Source organism: Rhizohabitans arisaemae (assembly GCF_025996515.1).
GTDB classification, from domain to species: domain Bacteria; phylum Actinomycetota; class Actinomycetes; order Streptosporangiales; family Streptosporangiaceae; genus Rhizohabitans; species Rhizohabitans arisaemae.
In genome coordinates, this window is the sequence record NZ_BLRH01000029.1 from 234,422 (window position 1) to 251,012 (window position 16,591).

At 69.4% G+C, this 16,591-nt stretch carries 17 protein-coding genes; 8 read left to right on the top strand and 9 right to left on the bottom strand.

Going from position 1 to position 16,591, the window contains the following annotated elements; genetic code table 11:
• Positions 1-16: 16 nt before the first annotated feature.
• Complete coding sequence (locus RUR_RS12605; RefSeq protein WP_283135186.1) at positions 17-1,021, top strand: LacI family DNA-binding transcriptional regulator; 1,005 nt, start codon at positions 17-19, stop codon at positions 1,019-1,021.
• A 361-nt stretch (positions 1,022-1,382) separates the two neighbouring features.
• Positions 1,383-1,901, top strand: coding sequence for a DUF1707 SHOCT-like domain-containing protein (locus tag RUR_RS12610; RefSeq protein WP_283135187.1), 519 nt, complete (start codon positions 1,383-1,385; stop codon positions 1,899-1,901).
• Positions 1,902-2,035: 134 nt separating this feature from the next.
• Here the strand turns inward: RUR_RS12610 and RUR_RS12615 are convergent, their stop codons facing one another.
• Together RUR_RS12615 and RUR_RS12620 are read right to left on the bottom strand one after the other, a co-directional pair.
• Positions 2,036-2,263 carry a transposase gene (locus tag RUR_RS12615; RefSeq protein WP_283135188.1) on the bottom strand — a complete coding sequence of 76 codons (228 nt, stop codon included), beginning with the start codon at positions 2,261-2,263 and terminating at the stop codon, positions 2,036-2,038.
• An 86-nt stretch (positions 2,264-2,349) separates the two neighbouring features.
• Positions 2,350-2,964 (bottom strand): TetR/AcrR family transcriptional regulator, encoded by a 615-nt coding sequence (locus RUR_RS12620; RefSeq protein WP_283135189.1) that lies wholly within the window; start codon positions 2,962-2,964, stop codon positions 2,350-2,352.
• A gap of 305 nt (positions 2,965-3,269) precedes the next feature.
• On the opposite strand from RUR_RS12620, the gene RUR_RS12625 reads away from it, so the two are divergent.
• Complete coding sequence (locus RUR_RS12625; RefSeq protein WP_283135190.1) at positions 3,270-3,416, top strand: hypothetical protein; 147 nt, start codon at positions 3,270-3,272, stop codon at positions 3,414-3,416.
• A 97-nt stretch (positions 3,417-3,513) separates the two neighbouring features.
• On the top strand, positions 3,514-4,002 hold the full coding sequence (locus RUR_RS12630) for a DUF6326 family protein (RefSeq protein ID WP_283135191.1): 489 nt from the start codon (positions 3,514-3,516) through the stop codon (positions 4,000-4,002).
• Between the two features lie 214 nt (positions 4,003-4,216).
• Here the strand turns inward: RUR_RS12630 and RUR_RS12635 are convergent, their stop codons facing one another.
• Positions 4,217-4,954: a poly-gamma-glutamate hydrolase family protein gene (locus tag RUR_RS12635; protein WP_283135192.1), complete on the bottom strand. Its 738-nt coding sequence runs from the start codon at positions 4,952-4,954 to the stop codon at positions 4,217-4,219.
• A 185-nt stretch (positions 4,955-5,139) separates the two neighbouring features.
• Between RUR_RS12635 and RUR_RS12640 the strand changes: the two genes are divergently transcribed.
• From RUR_RS12640 to RUR_RS12650, 3 genes are all read left to right on the top strand, one after another.
• Entirely contained in the window at positions 5,140-5,265 is a 126-nt protein-coding gene (locus RUR_RS12640) for a hypothetical protein (RefSeq protein WP_283135193.1), read from the top strand.
• A complete protein-coding gene (locus RUR_RS12645) occupies positions 5,265-6,392 on the top strand; it encodes a YeiH family protein (RefSeq protein WP_283135194.1) in 1,128 nt (375 codons plus the stop codon). Before RUR_RS12640 ends, RUR_RS12645 begins: the two co-directional genes overlap by 1 nt.
• 284 nt (positions 6,393-6,676) lie before the next feature.
• Positions 6,677-7,120, top strand: coding sequence for a nitroreductase family deazaflavin-dependent oxidoreductase (locus RUR_RS12650; protein WP_283135195.1), 444 nt, complete (start codon positions 6,677-6,679; stop codon positions 7,118-7,120).
• A 215-nt stretch (positions 7,121-7,335) separates the two neighbouring features.
• Here RUR_RS12650 and RUR_RS12655 read toward each other — a convergent pair whose 3' ends face one another.
• Positions 7,336-7,815: a hypothetical protein gene (locus tag RUR_RS12655; protein ID WP_283135196.1), complete on the bottom strand. Its 480-nt coding sequence runs from the start codon at positions 7,813-7,815 to the stop codon at positions 7,336-7,338.
• Between the two features lie 299 nt (positions 7,816-8,114).
• Here RUR_RS12655 and RUR_RS12660 point away from each other — a divergent pair, with 299 nt between their 5' ends.
• Positions 8,115-8,954, top strand: a complete 840-nt coding sequence (locus tag RUR_RS12660) for a hypothetical protein (protein WP_283135197.1) — start codon at positions 8,115-8,117, stop codon at positions 8,952-8,954.
• 96 nt (positions 8,955-9,050) lie between these two features.
• On the opposite strand, the gene RUR_RS12665 is transcribed toward RUR_RS12660, so the two are convergent.
• From RUR_RS12665 to cutA, 5 genes are all read right to left on the bottom strand, one after another.
• Positions 9,051-9,899 carry an SDR family oxidoreductase gene (locus RUR_RS12665; RefSeq protein WP_283135198.1) on the bottom strand — a complete coding sequence of 283 codons (849 nt, stop codon included), beginning with the start codon at positions 9,897-9,899 and terminating at the stop codon, positions 9,051-9,053.
• A 178-nt stretch (positions 9,900-10,077) separates the two neighbouring features.
• A complete protein-coding gene (locus RUR_RS12670; RefSeq protein ID WP_283135199.1) occupies positions 10,078-11,583 on the bottom strand; it encodes a carboxyl transferase domain-containing protein in 1,506 nt (501 codons plus the stop codon).
• The gene (locus RUR_RS12675; protein WP_283135200.1) at positions 11,580-12,749 is read right to left on the bottom strand and encodes a CaiB/BaiF CoA transferase family protein; all 1,170 of its coding nucleotides are present in this window, start codon (positions 12,747-12,749) and stop codon (positions 11,580-11,582) included. The genes RUR_RS12670 and RUR_RS12675 overlap by 4 nt, the downstream gene beginning before the upstream one ends.
• Positions 12,746-14,191 (bottom strand): amidase, encoded by a 1,446-nt coding sequence (locus RUR_RS12680; protein ID WP_283135201.1) that lies wholly within the window; start codon positions 14,189-14,191, stop codon positions 12,746-12,748. Before RUR_RS12680 ends, RUR_RS12675 begins: the two co-directional genes overlap by 4 nt.
• Positions 14,188-16,590, bottom strand: coding sequence for an aerobic carbon-monoxide dehydrogenase large subunit (gene cutA, locus RUR_RS12685; RefSeq protein WP_283135202.1), 2,403 nt, complete (start codon positions 16,588-16,590; stop codon positions 14,188-14,190). The genes RUR_RS12680 and cutA overlap by 4 nt, the downstream gene beginning before the upstream one ends.
• Position 16,591: the final 1 nt, after the last annotated feature.

Sequence of the window (16,591 nt, forward strand, 5' to 3'; positions counted from 1 at the left end):
ATGGCAGGATGTCCGCATGGCCTCCCGCATCGGCATCCGTGACGTAGCCCGCGCCACCGGGTTGTCGATCACGACGGTCTCCCATGCGCTCAACGGCAAAGGCCGGGTCTCCGAGCGCACGCGGGACGCGGTACGGGCTGCCGCCGCCAAACTCGGGTACCAGCCGGACCCGGTCGCGGCCGGACTCGCCTCGGGCCGGGTCGGCGTCCTCGGCATCCTGGTCGAGCATGTCGGATCACGGAACTGGGAGCACACCTACCGGCCCTACTACGCCGCCTTCGCCGCCGGGGCGACCATGCTCGCCGTCGAGCGTGACCACGCGGTGGTGGTTCTGCCCACCTCCCTGTGGGGCAAGGTCCCCCTGGACGGAGTGATCGTCGTCGACCCGGCCCACGGTGACCCGATCATGGAAGAGTTCGGCAGACGGGGCAAGCCCGTGGTCACCGACGGCAAACCCCTCGACCCTGACTTCCCCCACGTGTTCGCCGTCGACGGCGACTCCGCCGAGACCCTGCACACCCTCCTCGGCCACCTGCGTGACTCCGGGGCCGACCGCATCGCGCTCCTCACCGGCACCGAACCCGACTCCTACACCCTCGAAACCGAGAAGGCCTATCGTGCCTGGTCCGACGCGACCGGCAACCCCGTGATCATCGAGGCGCCCCGGCCCGGGGAGAGCCCCGCCACGGCGGCCGAACGCCTGCTGTCCGGCCCCGATCGCCCCGATGCGGTGCACGGGCTCAACGAGACGTACGGCGACGCGCTGCTCGGCGCGGCGCGCAGGCTGGGGCTCGCCATCCCCGGCGACCTACTGGTGACGATCATGTGCGAGACCGCCGAGGACAAGCATTGGGACGTGCCGCTGACCGTGCTCAGCCTGGAGGCGGAGCGGCGCGGGGCGGCGGCCGCCGCCGCCCTCATCGACGTCCTGCACGGCGCGGAGCCGGGAGCGCTCTCGGTTCCGACCCGGCTGATCATCAGGGAGTCGACCGCCGGGGGACTCGCGGCCGGGCGGGGCTGAGCAGTCCGTGGCCCAACGACCTCGTTGTGGTCGGCCGGGTTCCTTCAGCACCTCTGATGCTTGAGCTCGCCGAGGGAGACCGAGCCCTGGTCCCCGTCCCGACCGGCCGGATCGGGTACGGCGAATGCGCGGTCGGGACCTTACGGTTCGGCGAACCGTCCTCCGTGTCCACTTTCAGTGATTCATGTCCGCTAATAGCTGTGTCGTGCGAAGCCGCGATGACTCCAAATAGGGCAATCCCGATTCGTGGGGTGAGCGACTAAAATCTCTAGCAGCGGAATCTCCGAATCCTGCCACTCATGATCCTGCATTGGCTTTATGCAGTTTCAGCTGTTGATGACCGAGTGTCACCACTGGGTAGGTGAAGGAGATCGCCGTGTGGGACCCGCCCGATCTTCGTGCAGGCGACGTCGACCGTGAGCATGTTTCCGCCGTACTCAGCGCGGGGTTCGCGGCCGGCCGACTGTCCAAGGAGGAGCTTGACGCGAGGCTGACGCACGTCCATCAAGCGACATATTGCAGTGAACTCCGGGAGATAGTTAAGGATCTTCCCGCGCTTGGCCATAGGGAACAGGTCTGGTATTTCCCGTCGGCTTTGCCCGCGATCCCGCCCCACGAGATTCTGGACCGGGCCATCAGCAATCGCGTTTACCTGGGCTGGCGCCTGAAGCATCGCTACGGATCTCAAGCCGTCATGGTCAAGCATGACGGGATAAGCCCGGCGGAGCACGTCGCCCACGCCTTGATGACCATTCTCACCACCTCGCTGTGGGCGATCGTCTGGGTCGTTCGCGCCCGGAAGGGCGGATGGACCCGGGAGGTGATCTCGGTGGACGCGTACGGCAAGATCCATTACCACCGGACCCCGAAAAGGCCCTGAGTGGCTGTCGCGCCGGTCAGTGGGCGGCGTGCAGATGGCCGACTCTCGTAGGGGAGACAAGGTCGGAGGTTCACGCCAAGTGCCGGATCGTCCCGGGGCGGGACCCGCGCCCCGGGCTTACCGGTCGGCGGCTCTTAGAGTGCGTTACGACGATGTCCACGGCGATCCCCAGGCTGGCGATAGTCCCATTGGGCGCCGGTTCGTCCCTGGTAGCGGATCGCGTTGACGATCTCCCGCAGCGCATGGTTGCCTTCGTGGCCGCTGACCGAGGGGTGCGCGGCCTTCCATGCCGTGAGGACCGGTTCGATCAACGCCCACTGAGCGTCGGTTAAGTCGCTCGGGGACGGCTTGCGCTCAGTCACCGCGCCATCCCAGCGCAACTGAACCCGCAGACTGGCGGTAACACTACAAATCCACACGATCACATGACGACATCACGGATGGAGGCTCACGTAGGCACTCTCAGGGGCTCGAGGGCGGCTAGGACGAGGTCGAGGCCGAAGGTGAACTCCTCCGCCGGGTCGTAGCCGGCAGCGGCGAGCACCGCGGCGGACTCGTTGAGGTAGGGGAACTCGTCAGGAGGAAGCTGGGGCAGGAAGACGTCCTCGGCCATGTCCGTGAACTCATCGGCGGTGTCGAACGGCAGGCTGGCTTCCTGCAGGGCGAAACCGTATACATAACTGTCGAGCAACCAGTTGGCGTGCGTCGCCATCAAGACCGGGAAGCCAGCCCTCCGCAGGCAGGCGGTGACCGCTTCGCGGTGGCGGAGGTTCGCGGGCCCCGGCGATGTCCGCGACTCCATCAGGCCGATCGCCCACGGGTGGCGTGCGAGAACCTGTCGGGCGGATACCGCCCGACGTCGCATCGCTGACTGCCAGTCGGTCTCTTCAGGCGGGAGCTCGATCTCCTCGAACACGACGTCGATCATGGCGTCCAGCAAGTCCTCCTTGCTCGCTACGTAGTGGTAGAGCGACATCGCGCCCGCGCCGAGCGCGCGAGCCAGCTGGCGCATGCTCAGCTCGCCGACCCCCTCGCGGTCGGCGAGCCGGACCGCCTCGACCACGACCCGCTTCCTGCTCAGCCCCGCGTCTGACGCGACCTGGTGTCGTTCCCTTGCAGACAACGGGTCTCCTCGCTCCCTCGAACGGCTTGACAATCGTGCAGCGTACGGACATCGTACAGCGTACTATCGTAGTACGGCGTACGAAGTACGGTGTACGAACCAGCGAGAGTCGCAGCTCGGACGTGAGGAGGCTGCTGTGGGAATCGAACAGCGATCGAATGCCGGAGCACGCCTGGTGCCGGGGGCGAAGATCGCGAACGTTCGACCGGGCCAGACGGTGCTGGTCACGGGCACGTCGGGGCGGCGTGGGCTCCTTCGCCGTACAGATCGCCAAGGCGTTTGGCGCCGAGGAGACGGGTGTGTGCAGCACCCGCAACGTCGACGAAGCAGCCGACGCCCTCCGCTACGTCGTGGCCGGCCACACCCGAGGGAAGGTCGTCGTCACCGTCTGACGACCGGACCGACGAGAACGACCCAACCCCGTGCGTGTGTACGCCCCAACCTGCCGCCACTCCGGCGGACGGACCGCTCCTCTCGAAAGAAGAATCGATGACCATCCGGACGAAAACCCCGAACCTGCTCGACAACCCGCCGGTCCCCGTGCAGGTCAAGCTCGCCGCCGCATGGACCAGCTTCATGTTCCTCTACATCTACGTCGACTACTTCCACCTTTACAAGCCTGGCACCGTCGACAAGATCCTGGCTGGCGTCGTCTTTGAGTTCGACATCAGCCCGACGTTGTTGACCGTTATGTTCGCGTCCGTGGCGATCCCTGCCCTGATGGTGATGCTCTCCATGACGCTGCCCGCCCGGGTGAACCGCGCCACGAACCTCGTCGTTGCATCGCTCTACATCCCCTACTCGGTGTTCAACGCGGTAGGGGAGTCCTGGGACTGGGCCCCCTTCTACGGCCTCTCCATCGGAATCGAGGTGCTGCTCCTGGCCTTCATCCTGCGCTCCGCCTGGACATGGCCTCGAACCCCCGCCGTCCCAGCCGGTCCCGAGACGACCGACCTTCGACAGGACCTTCGACAGTAGGTGTCCGTGTAAAGCCCTACGGCGTGAAGCCCGCCGCCGCGGACACCGGGCCGACCGTGACAAGCTCAGTCGCGGTAAGCGCGGAGAACCTGCTCACGAGCGGTCCGGTGTCCGCGCCGGCCGCGCCCGTAGGCCGAACGGCGGCTGACCGACCAGCAGACCTCATCCAACCAACCGCAACGACGAAAGGGGCCTTAGCTCGCTTAACGCACTCTTAGGACAGCGCCCGGTTGACGGCCGCGACGTAGTCGTAGAAAGCCTGGGTGCGGTTGGCCGGGTTCTCGACCCAGGATCGGGTCAGTGTGCCACCCGCGAAGAACTGCTCACGCTGGGCGCGGGTGATCTCCAACTGGACGCCCATGCCCCGGAGGTTCCGGTTGACGATGTTGTTCGGGCTGCTGCCGTCCAGGTTCGGCGGCACCGGGTGGGTGACGTGGAACCCCGCCGCGGTCAGCTCGGACCGGACCCGGGCCGCCGTGACCGCGTCCCGCCCGCCGACGTAGGTCGTCGCCGTGGTACCCGAGGCACCGTGCCAGGAGACCGTGAACCGGGACGCCTGCACGACGGCGAGCCCGTTCGGCTCGTCGAACTGGGTGGAGGTGATGTGCAGTTTGGCGTTGCCGGAGGGCTTGATCCCCTCCAAGGAGTAGAAGGACCGGCGATCCGCCGGAGGGACGACTCTGTCCACGGCGGCGTGCCGGGCCAGCTGTGTGGTCGGCGCCTCGATCGCTCCGCCGTGGATGGCGATGTGCGCGACCCTCGGCTGTATTCCGGCCGGTACCACCTGGACTCGGCGGTAGTCGACTCCTTCGGTCTCACACTGGGCGAGCGTTGCGTAGTTCGGGTACTCGGTCACGTTGCAGTTGACGACGACGGCACTCGCCGGCGCGGTGGTGACCAAGGTCGCCACGAGCAGGTTGGCGACGACAACAAGAGGGGCAAACTTCTTCACCGTAGGCCTTCTCACATTTGTCGGCTGCCCGAAGCCATGAGCAGCCGATCACGATGATCCTCGGACAGCCTAGGTTGCAGGCTTGACGGCGTCTGTGAAAAGTTGCACCCCACATATTTACCTATATTTCCCACTTGTTTACTATGAAATCTGATCGGGGGGTGGGAACGACGAAGAGGTAGGTCATGGCGGAGACTCCACAGGAACGCAGGCGCCGGACGATCGACGAGGACTGGGCGGCGACGATCGTCGGGCTGGCATTGCTGGTGCTCGTGCTCACCGGGGTCATCCCCGTCGGGTTGGTGCCGTGATGAGCGCCGAGGCCCGATCCGAGAACGCGATCATCCGTGACCCGGCCGCCCGTCCGAGCCTGGCCTGGGCGATAGGGGGCGTCCTGGTCGTCCTGACGCTCGCGGCGGCCACCCGCTACCTGGAACAGGCCGTCCCCGAGATCACCGAAGGCGGCCCGCTCGCCGAGCTCGGCGCGGCCGTCGAGTATCCGATCTACGCGATCGTGCTCGGCCTGATCGGCAACGCGATCCTCACCGCGGCCGGGGTCAGGGACCGGCTCGCGGGCGGGTTCCGGACCGAGTTCTTCATCAAGACCGGTCTGGTCCTGCTGGGCGCGTCCATCAACCTCAGCGTGATCGCCACGGCGGCGGGACCCGCCATTCTCCAGGCGATCGTGCTGATCAGCTTGGTCTTTCTGTTCACCTGGTGGCTCGGCGGCCGACTCGGCCTCGACGACAAGCTGAGGGCGCTGCTTTCCTCGGCCGTCTCCATCTGCGGGGTGAGTGCGGCCATCGCCGCCGCGGGCGCGGTCCAGGCGAAACGCGAACAACTCGCCTACAGCGCCAGTCTGGTGATCGCCTTCGCGTTGCCCTCGATCTTCCTGCTGCCCTGGCTGGCCGGGGTGTTCGGGCTGAGCCCCGAGGTGGCGGGTGCCTGGATCGGCGGCAACATCGACACCACGGCCGCGGTGACCGCCGCCGGGGCGATCGTGGGGGAGGAGGCCCTCCAGATCGCGAGCATCGTCAAGGTCACCCAGAACGCCCTGATGGGTGTGGTGGCCGTGGCGCTGACCGCCTACTTCGCCTTCAAGATCGAGCGGCGCCCCGACGCACCGCGCCCGAGCCCGGGCGACCTGTGGCGGCGCTTCCCCAAGTTCGTCCTCGGCTTCATCGCCGCCTCGGTGATCGCCACCTGGTACCTCGGCCTGGTGAGCAAGGCCGAGGGCAAGGCGGTGATCGGAGTCGCGAACGACCTGCGGGTGTGGTTCCTCATCCTCGCCTTCGTCAGCATCGGCCTGGAGTTCCGCGTCTCCTCACTCAAGGAGGCGGGCTGGCGGCCGGTGGGCGTGTTCGGCGCCGCGACCGTGGTCAACCTGGTGGTCGCGCTCGGGCTGGCGGCGCTGCTCTTCAGCGGCTTCACCGCGTAGCCCGCATGCGACTCCGCACAATCGGCGACGCCGTCCCGGTACGGCGGACGGGCACCGGCGCAAGCCCCGACCGTGGCTTGGGTGGGCAGCGGTCGGCGGGCGGTGCCCGCGGCGCGTGACCCGGTGACGGCGTCGACCGGACGGCGGAGCTCCCGATCCTTTCCCGGGAGCTCCGCCACCTGTCTCCTAGGAAGCGGCTCCCTCGTCCGGCCCGAGCCGGGGGCGGCCCGCGGGTGATCCGACCCCGCCGCCTACGATGGCTGATCCACGGAATGGGGGAAGAAATGAGTACTGACAAGGACGAAGTGCTCGACAGCCCGACGGGGTGGGTTGCCGAGCACGTCCGCAAATACATCGAGACCGATGGACGCGTGGGCCACGTCTACCAGGGCTGGACCTCGCTGCTCCTCACCACCCGAGGCCGGAAGTCGGGTCAGCCTCGACGGACCGCGCTGATCTACGCCAAGGACGGTGACCGATACCTGATCGTGGGATCGAACGGTGGGTCGCCGACCCATCCCGCCTGGTATCTCAACATGCTGGACTACCCGGAGGTCGACGTCCAGGTGGCGGCGGACAAGTTCCGCGCCCGCGCCCGTGCCGCCACCCCGGAGGAGAGGCCCGCCCTCTGGAAGATCGCCGCTTCGGCCTTCCCCCAGTACGACAAGTACCAGGCCCAGACCGACCGCGAGATCCCCGTGGTCATCCTCGAACGCGTCGATCCCTGACCCGGAAGAGCATCAAGGTCGGCCGCTTTGGGCCCACCGCTTCGGAGGCCTGAGCCGGGGGACCCTCCGCTTGGAGACGCCTCTGACCGGCGCTCGCCGATACCGGCTGCACCGGTCAGAGGCGTCTCCTGCGTCGATGAGGCGGTACAGGTCACCGCGGGCGACGACCGGGACCTTCAATCGGCCCGGAGATCGGGGATGCGGAGTGCGCTGAACTAACGGGTCGCGGAGCCGGCATCCGTGACGCAGTAGGGCTTGGTGGCGGTGAGTGCGTAGTGGCTCCCCCACGACAGGCGCCCCCAAGCCACCATGCAGCCTCGGCTGATCTTCAACGTGGCTGTGTTCGTACGTCCGCTGTACCAGCCGCGGACGGCGGTCGACTGGAGCTGGCGATCGCAGCTGCCGTACGCCGCACGGCCTCCGGCGCAGTGCTTGAGCTGGATCGTCATGTGCTTCGACGTTCCCCAGGTGCGGTTCGAGGAGTTGAGGAACGCGCAGGCCGTGTCGGTCCTGGCGTCGTAGAAGAGGTGAATGTACGCGGAGGGGTTCCGGTACCCCTGCGCGTACACCGGCTGACGGGCGACTCGCGTGCCGTCGCAGGTGGGCAGTGCGGACCGGGTTTGGGCGGAGGCCGTACCCGTGGGCAGTCCGGCAAGCACGGCGACGGTCGCGAGAGCGAGGATGAATGAACGCATGGATCACTCCGGTCTGTGGGGGTGAAAGATGGTTCAAGGCTGAAGTTCGCGTGCCGGGGGAGTCCAGGGCCCGAGGCCGGTAGGATCTTGTGGCACATTGCGGACGGCCTTTGACGTGCGCAGTCCCGAGTTGTCAGGCAGTTGTGGGCAGGGGTTGCACCGCCATGCACGGCTTTGAAGAGCTCGTAGACGATCTTGCCCGGGTATTGGATGAGGCGGCTCAGGCGTTGCGTGAAGCGCTGGGTCGGCGCCCGCAGAAACTGCTCGCCAACCGCATAACCGGTGGTGATGCTTCACTGGTGTCTCGCTGGCTTTCGGGATCCAGACAGCTCGTCGAGCGCAACCGGCTGCCCGGCGCCGTGACGATGGCCGAGATCGCGGCCGTGCTCGAACTCCCCACGGAGCGGGCCGGCCACCTCGTGCGGCTCGGGGAGGACGTCGACCGCCTGCGCGGCGAGCTGGAACAGGCGGAGCGGGGCTGGCGGAGTAGGGCCGGAGAGTACCTCACCTCGGTAAGGGCGGCGGAGGGAGCAGCCGACAGCGATGAGGGGATGGAGCGGCATGAAGCCCTGCATCAGGCAGCCGATGGCGTCGGAGAGGACAAGCCCGGTCCAGCTCTCGGACGGATACCCGAAAAGGTCGCCCTACGAAGCCGGACGGTTCCGCTCTTACCCGCCGCACTGATCACCGTGGGGATGACGGTCGCGGCGTTCGTCTTCGGAACCCTGGTGGCGTCCCCGTCGCCGGAGTCGAAGCCTCCGGGTCTGAGCGGCGGGACCACGCCCCCGGTGGAAGGAGAGAAATGCAGTCCATGGACCGAAACGGTGCAGGGCGTGCAGCTTGAGGGGTGCATTCGGGTCCGGCAGAGCCGCATGCTGATCAGGGTGCGGATGCGTGGCCCCGTGGGCACCCGGGCCGATATCGCGGTCCAGGTCTACGACACGTTCCTGGAGCGGGGCGCGGGCAGGGAGCTGGGGTGCCATCGGATGTACATCCTCGTGGAGGGCGAGATCCAGACCTGTGGCTACCACGAAGTGCGTCCGCCTTATGGCTCTGAGTACGCTGCCAGAGCCCTGTGGAAGAAGGAGGGCGAGATCCGCTTCGGCAACCCGGTGATCAGCCCGGGCACGCGCTGGTGAGCACACCTTCGCTGCGGTGAGACCGATCGGCCGCCCCTCGAAGGCGCCTTGGGTTTGCCTGCGGAAATACCTTAAGTCGGAAAAACCACCCCGAGATCAGCCTTCCCCGAGGTGGCGGGCGAGGACGGTACGGAGGTCCGTCGGGGTACGGCCGAGGAGCATGGCGAGGGCTCGCGGGTTGCCGGCCAGACCGTGCCGGTCGTAGAAGGCGAACATCGGCTCGAAGCCCTCGGGGTACCGGGCCTGGGCGCTCCGCCGCCATCGCTCGACGGTCTCCCGCTCGGCCCGGACCGGGGCGCCCAGCAGGTCTCCGACGATCCCGGCCATCTCGGCGGTGCTCAGTGTGTCCGGGCCGCACAGCTCGTAGCTCGCGTATCCGTGGCCGTCCTCGGTGAGCACGATCGCCGCGGCCTGGGCCACGTCGGCGAGGTCGACCGGGGTGAAGGGCGTGGAGACCGAGTACGGCATGGCGACGACGCCTTCGCCGCGGGCGCGGAGGAGCTGGGCGAGCAGGTTCTGCGCGTACCAGCCGGGCTGCAGGCTCGTCCAGACAAGGCTTGATCGTCGCAGGGCCCGTTCGGACTCGGCCTTGCGCAGGTGATGGGGGAGCTCCGGCAGGTAGGGAGCGAGCACCGAGTGCAGGACGAACCGGGTGACGCCACGGCGCTCCGCGGTCTCGATCACGGCGCGGGTGAGCTCGTGCTCGGCCGGGTGCATGTTCGGCGGTATGTGGTAGATCGCCGCGGCGCCGTCGATCGCGTCCGCCAGTGCGGCACGGTCGGTCAGGTCCACGGCCACGGCCCGTCCGGCACCGGCGGCGACGGCAAGCGGGATCTGCTCGGCCCGGCGGACCAGCCCGGCGGCAGCGACTCCGCGTTCGGCCAGGGCCGCCAGGACGGCACGCCCGGTCATCCCGGCCGCTCCGGTGACGACGATCGGATTCATCGGTTACCACCTCCACGGTGATCGGTGTGTGCGGTCTCCCTGCTGGTACCCGCACGAGGCCAGGCCCGCGGGACACCGACGGGCCGCCGGTCCCGGCGTCGAGATCGTTCGCGTCCTCAGGTGAGCAGGAACCCTGTGACATGGGAGGGCGTTCGGACGGTGACCACGAGCGGCGACGTCATCGCCGGCTCCCCGCAGGGTGGGTACGGCCGAGGCCGCGGAACCTGCGGCGGCGTTCGGCCAGCCGGACCGGCGCGGGGATCGGGATGAGCCCGAGCAGCTCCGCGGTGATCACTTTGCCGAGGCGGCGCAGGAACTCCTCGGGGTGCTCCGGGGACTCGGCCACGATCCGGTCGACGATGCCGTTGCGATACAGGTCGAGCGAGCGGATGCCCTGGGCCGCCGCGAGCTCGGGGGCGTGGTCCGTGGTCCGGTGGAGGATGGCGCTCGCGCCTTCCGGCGGCAGCGGGGACAGCCAGGCGTGCTGGGCCGCGACGATCCGGTCGGCGGGGAGCAGCGCCAGGGCACCGCCGCCGGTGCCTTCGCCGAGGAGGACGCAGAGGGTGGGCGACTCCAGGGTGACCAGGTCGTACAGGCTCCGGGCGATCTCTCCGGCGAGCCCGCCTTCCTCGGCGTCCTTGGTGAGGGCGGCGCCGACGGTGTCGATGATGGTGACCAGGGGCAGCCCGAGTTCCTGGGCGAGCCGCATGCCCCGGCGGGCGGCGCGCAGGCCGCCGGGTCCGAGCGGGTCGTCCTTGCGTCCCCGGGAGCGGTCCTGCCCGAGGACGACGCATGGCGCGTCCCCGAACCGGGCCAGCGCGAGCAGGAGCGTTCCATCGGTCTCGCCTTCCTGGGTGCCGCTGAGCCGGACCACGTCGGTGGCGCCGTGGCGCAGGAGCGCCCGGACTCCGGGCCGTTCGGCCTGCCGCGACAGCCGTACCGAATCCCAGGCCGGGATGTCCGGCGGTTCCGCGTCGGCGAGGTGCGGCGACGGTGGAATCGTGTGGGTGGGCGCGCACAGCACGTTGAGCGCCCGGTCGGCGATCTCGGCGAGCTGGGAGACGGGCAGGACGGCGTCGATGAGGCCGTGTTCGTAGAGGTTTTCGGCGGTCTGTACCCCGGGCGGGAACTCCTTGCCGTAGATCGCCTGGTACACCCGGGGGCCGAGGAAGCCGATGAGCGCCCCGGGTTCGGCGACCGTGATGTGCCCGAGCGATCCCCAGGAGGCGAAGACGCCGCCGGTGGTGGGGTGGCGGAGATAGACGAGGTACGGCAGCCGCGCGGCCCGATGCGCCGCGATGGCGTCGGTGATCGTGATCATCTGCACGAAGGCGACGGTGCCCTCCTGCATGCGGGTGCCGCCGGAGACGGGGGCGGCGAGCAACGGCAGGCCTTCCCGGGTGGCGCGGTGCACCGCCTCGACGATCCGCTCGGCGGTGGCGACGCCGATGGAACCGGCCATGAACCGGAAGTCCCCGATGACGGCGGCCACCCGGCGGCCCCGGACGGTCCCCTCTCCGGTGATCACGGCCTCGTCCAGCCCGCTGACCTCCCGGGCGCGGGCGAGGGCGGCGCGGTACCGCTCGTCCGAGGCCCGGTCGGTGATCGGGCGGTCCCAGGACATCCAGCTGCCGGGGTCCAGGACCTGTTCGATGAGTTCGGCGGAGTTCGGCCGTGTCGTCATGGATGCTCCCCGGACGCCTCGATCTCGTCCAGCCAGGCGCGGACCGACGTGTTGTGCTGGCCGAGCGTGGGTGGGGGGAGGTGTTCGGTACGGGCTCCGCCGTCGAAGCGGAGCGGCGGTCCGGGCAGGGTGATGTCGCCCAGGGTCGGGTGGTCGACCTGGAGGAGGAGACCTTGGGACTTGGTCTGGTCCCAGGAGTAGACCCGGTCGAGGTCGCGTACCTCGCCCGCGGGGACGCCGCACGCGGCGAGCCGGGCCAGCAGGTCTTCGAGCTTGAGGTCGGCGAACGCGGCGTCGACCGCCGCTTTGACCGCTTCGTGGTTGCGTACCCGCTCGTCGTTGGTGGCGTAGCCGGGCTCGTCCACGGGCAGTCCGAACTCCTTGGCGAACCGCTGCCAGAGCGACTCGGAGCCCACGGCCACCTGAAGCATGCCGTCGGCGCAGTGGAACAGCCCGTACGGGCAGATGGAAGGGTGGTGGTTGCCGGTGCCGACCGGGGTTTCCCCGGCCACGGTCCGCCGGGTGCCCTGGAAGGCGTGCACTCCGACGATCGCCGCGAGCAGGCTGGTCCGGACCACCCGGCCTTTGCCGGTCCGGCCGCGTTCGTGCAGGGCCGCGAGGACGCCGTACGCTCCGTACATCCCGGCGAGCAGGTCGCCGATGGGGACTCCGACCCGGGTGGGTTCGCCCGACCCGGTGAGCGACATCAGCCCCGCCTCGCCCTGGGCGATCTGGTCGTACCCGGCACGGCCGCCCTCGGGGCCGTCGTGGCCGAACCCGGTGATGGAGAGGATCACCAGGCGGGGGTTGAGCTCCTGCAGCCGCTCCATGGAGAAGCCGAGACGGTCCAGCACCCCCGTCCGGAAGTTCTCCACCAGGACGTCGGAGCGCCGGATCAGCCGGGTGAGCGTCTCGCGACCGTCCTCCGACTTCAGGTCCAGGGTGATGGATTCCTTGTTCCGGTTGCAGCTGAGAAAGTACGTCGACTCGCGAGCGTCGTCGGGACCGACGAAGGGCGGGCCCCAGCTCCGGGTGTCGTCCCCTGAGCCCGGCTGCTCCACCTTGATCACCCGTGCGCCGAGGTCGCCGAGCATCATGCCCGCGTGCGGCCCGGCGAGTGCCCGGGAGAGGTCGAGGACGACGATGTCCTGCAGCGGCCCGGTCATGGTGAGGTTCCTCCCGCGGTGGTCCCGCCCGGTCGCCGGTCGGCGAACCGGGTCGCCTCCTCCAGGGCACGGGCGAACCGCAGCACGTCGAGGTCACGCCGTGGCCCGGAGACGATCTGCACCCCCACCGGCAGCCCGCCCTCGGTGAACCCGGCGGGCAGGCTCAACGCGGGCAGGCCGGTGGCGGTGATGTAGTAGAGGTGACGCATCCAGTCCAGGTAGGTGTCCATCGGTGCGCCGTCCACCGTCGCCGGATACCAGGAGTCCGCGGGGAAGGGCGCGACCGGTACGCAGGGCATCACCAGGATGTCGTACCGGCGGAAGAACTCGGTCATCCGCTGCCGCAGGGTGGTGCGGAGCAGCTCGGCCCGGCCGAGGTCGGCACCGCTCAGCGCGAGCCCGGCCCGGGTGTTGGCGGCGGTGGCGTCGTCGAGGACCTCGGGCCGCTCGCGGAGCAGTGTGGCGAAGTTGGTGGCGTAGTACCAGGCCCGCCAGGTACGGAACGCCTCCTCGGCGCCGCTGAGGTCCGGCTCGTCCGCCACGGTCTCGCAGCCCAGGCCGGCGACGACCTTGCCCAGCCGATCCAGGACCGCCCGGACGTCGCCGTCCACCGGAAGTCCGGCGATCCGCGGCGCCCAGGCCACCCGGAGCTTGGAGACCGCACCGTTGATCGGCGGGGCGAACCGGTCGCCGCCGGATTCGATGGAGATGGCGGCCGACTCGTCCGGCCCGGCGATCGCCGAGAGCAGCAGCGCCAGGTCGTTGACGCTCCGGGCCATCGGCCCGACGACGACGTAGGGGAACCAGTCCATCGAGGTCGGCAGCAGCGGCACCAGCCCGGGCGAGGGCCGGAACCCGACGACGTTGCAGAACGCCGCCGGGATGCGGAGGGATCCGCCCATGTCGCTCCCGGTGGCCAGGGGGGCCATTCCGGTGGCGAGGGCCGCGGCGGAGCCGCCGCTGGAGCCGCCGGCGGAACGGGCGGGGTCGTACGGGTTGACCGTGGTGCCGAACAGCGCGTTCCGGGTGTGCCCGCCGGTGCCGAACTGGGGCGTGTTGGTCTTGCCGAGCATCACCGCCCCGGCCTTCGCGGCCCGCGCCACGATCACCGAGTCCTCGGCGGGGATGTTGTCGGCGAAGGCGGCGGAGCCGTACGTGGTCCGTACCCCCGCGGTCTCGGTGAGGTCTTTGTGCAGGATGGGCAGGCCGTGCAGCGCGCCGAGGTACTCGCCGCGGGCCCGCCGGTCGTCGGCCCGGCGGGCTTCGGCGCGGGCGCGCTCCTCGCTGAGCGTGCACACCGCGTTGACGACCGGGTTCTGTTCCGCGATCCGGGTCAGGTGGGCGTCGAGCACCTCGACGGCCGAGACCTCGCCGTGCCGGAGCAGCGCCGCCAGTTCGACGGCGGACTTCCCCGGCAGGTCTCGGCCGTTCCGGCGGGTCATCCGCGGTTCCCTGACTCGGCGATATGGCTGTGGATCAGCGACGGGCTGAGCGGGGTCATCCGGAACGGGGGCAGGTCCAGCGGCTTGAGCGCGTCCTCGATCGCCGACACGATCACCTGCGCCACCGGGATGGTTCCGGCCTCGCCGACGCCCTTGATCCCGAGCGGGTTGAGCGGCGACGGGGTCTCCTGGTGGATCATCTCCACGTGCGGGATCTCGGTCGCGTACGGGATGAGGAAGTCCATGAAGCTGGCGTTGCGCAGCGTGCCGTCCTCGTCGTAGTCGAGCTTCTCGTAGAACGCCCCGCCCATGCCCTGCGCGACGCCCCCGGCGATCTGCCCTTCCACGATCATCGGATTGATCATATTGCCGCAGTCGTGCACGCAGACGTATCGGTGGATCTTGATGCCGTACGTGGCGGGGTCCACCTCCACGATCGCGCCGTGCACACCGTACGCCCAGGTGGCGTGCGGTGGAGAGTAGTAGTCGGTGGCCTCGATCCCCGGGTGCGCGCCCTCGCCCAGCGACGGGCCGTCGCTGCGAGCCGCGGGGGCGAACTGGGTGGCGCTCTGCGCGGCCTTGTTGAAGGCGTACCGGAGCGGGTTGCTCGCCGTGGCGACCTCGGCGAGGGTCACCCCCGCGGTCCCCGAACCCACCACGAAGGCCCGGCCGTCGGCCAGCTCGATGTCGTCCGGGTCGGCCTCCAGCATGTTCGCCGCGGCGTTGATCACCTGCTTGCGGGCGAGCACCGCGGCCTTGTGGATCGCGCTGCCGCTGACCACGGCCGCCCGGCTGGCGAACGTGGCCACGCCCCAGTCGTAGACCCCGGTGTCGCCCTCGACGACGATGATGTCCTCGACGCGGGCGCCGAGCTGGTCGGCGACGATCTGCGCGAACACCGTCTCGTGGCCCTGCCCCTGGGTGGTCAGGCCGGTGTTGACGAAGATCTTCCCGGTGATCGGGTGGATCCGGACATGCCCGCCTTCGTACGGGCCGAGGCCGGTTCCCTCCACATAGAAGGAGACACCCAGGCCCAGGTAGCGGCCCTGCGCCCAGGCCTCCCGCTGCTCCTTGGCGAACGCCGCCAGGTCGAGTGCGTCCGTCAGCGCGGTTAGCGCCTTCTCGTACTCGCCGGAGTCGTGGGTGACCGCCAGGCCGTCGGCGAAGATCAGGTTCGGCCGGGTGTACGGGAACTCCTCCGGCTGGATGAAGTTGCGGCGGCGCAGCTCGAACCGGTCGATCCCCAGCTCCTCGGCGAGCTGGTCCATCGCCCGCTCGATGGCGAAGTTGGCCTGGGGACGGCCGCAGCCCCGGTACGGGGTGACCGGGACCGTGGGGGTGTAGACGCAGGAGAACTCCACCCGGACGTTCGGGATGCGGTACGGCCCGGCGATCTGGCAGGCCGCGACCTGCGCCACCGCGATGCCGTACGGGATGAAGGCCCCGGTGTCGTGCAGGAACCTGTTCCGCAGCCCGAGAACCGTGCCGTCGGAGGTGGCCGCGAGCTCGATCTCGTGGATCTGGCCGCGCTCGTGCGTCATGTGCACGAAGTTCTCCGACCGGTCCTCGATCCACTTGACCGGGCGCCTGAGCTCCATGGACGCCAGCGGGACCAGGACCTCGTTGGCGTACGGGAAATGGATCTTCGGCCCGAAACCGCCGCCGACATCGGGGGCGATCACTCGGACCCGGTGCTCGTCCAGCTCGAACAGGCTGGCCAGCGCCCCGCGCAGGCCGATCGGCGCCTGGGTGCCGTCCCATACGGTCAGTTCGCCGGTGACCTCGTCCCAGCGCGCCGCCGTGGCCAGGCACTCCATCGGCGCGGCCGTGCTCCGGTCCACCCGGACCTTGATCGAGGTGATGTGGTCGGCCGCCGCGAAGGCCGCGTCCGCGTCGCCGCTCTCCTGCACGAGGTGGGCGGCGATGTTGCCGGGGACGTCATGGTGCACCAGCGGGGCGCCCGGCTCGGCCGCCTTCTCAAAGTCGACCTCCACCGGGAGCATCTCGTAGCCGACCTCGACCAGGCTGACGGCGTCCTCGGCGATGTACCGGTCCTCGGCCACGATGAACGCGATCGCCTGGCCGACGTGGAACACCTCGTCGCGGGCGAGTGGATACTGCGTGCGGCCGTGGGTGATGCACGGGTGCGGGATGAGCAGCGGCATCTGCACGTCCAGCGCGCCGAGGTCGGCGTGTGTGTAGACCTTCACGACGCCGGGCAGCGCCAGCGCCCGGGAGACGTCGACCCCGGTGATCCGGGCGTGCGCCACGCTGCTCCGCACGAACGCGCCGTGCAGGGCGCCGGTCAGCGGGATGTCGTCGACGTAGCGGCCCTTGCCGGTGACGAGCCGCTGGTCCTCGTTGCGCTGTACGCGGGCGCCGAACTGACGGGTGGACATC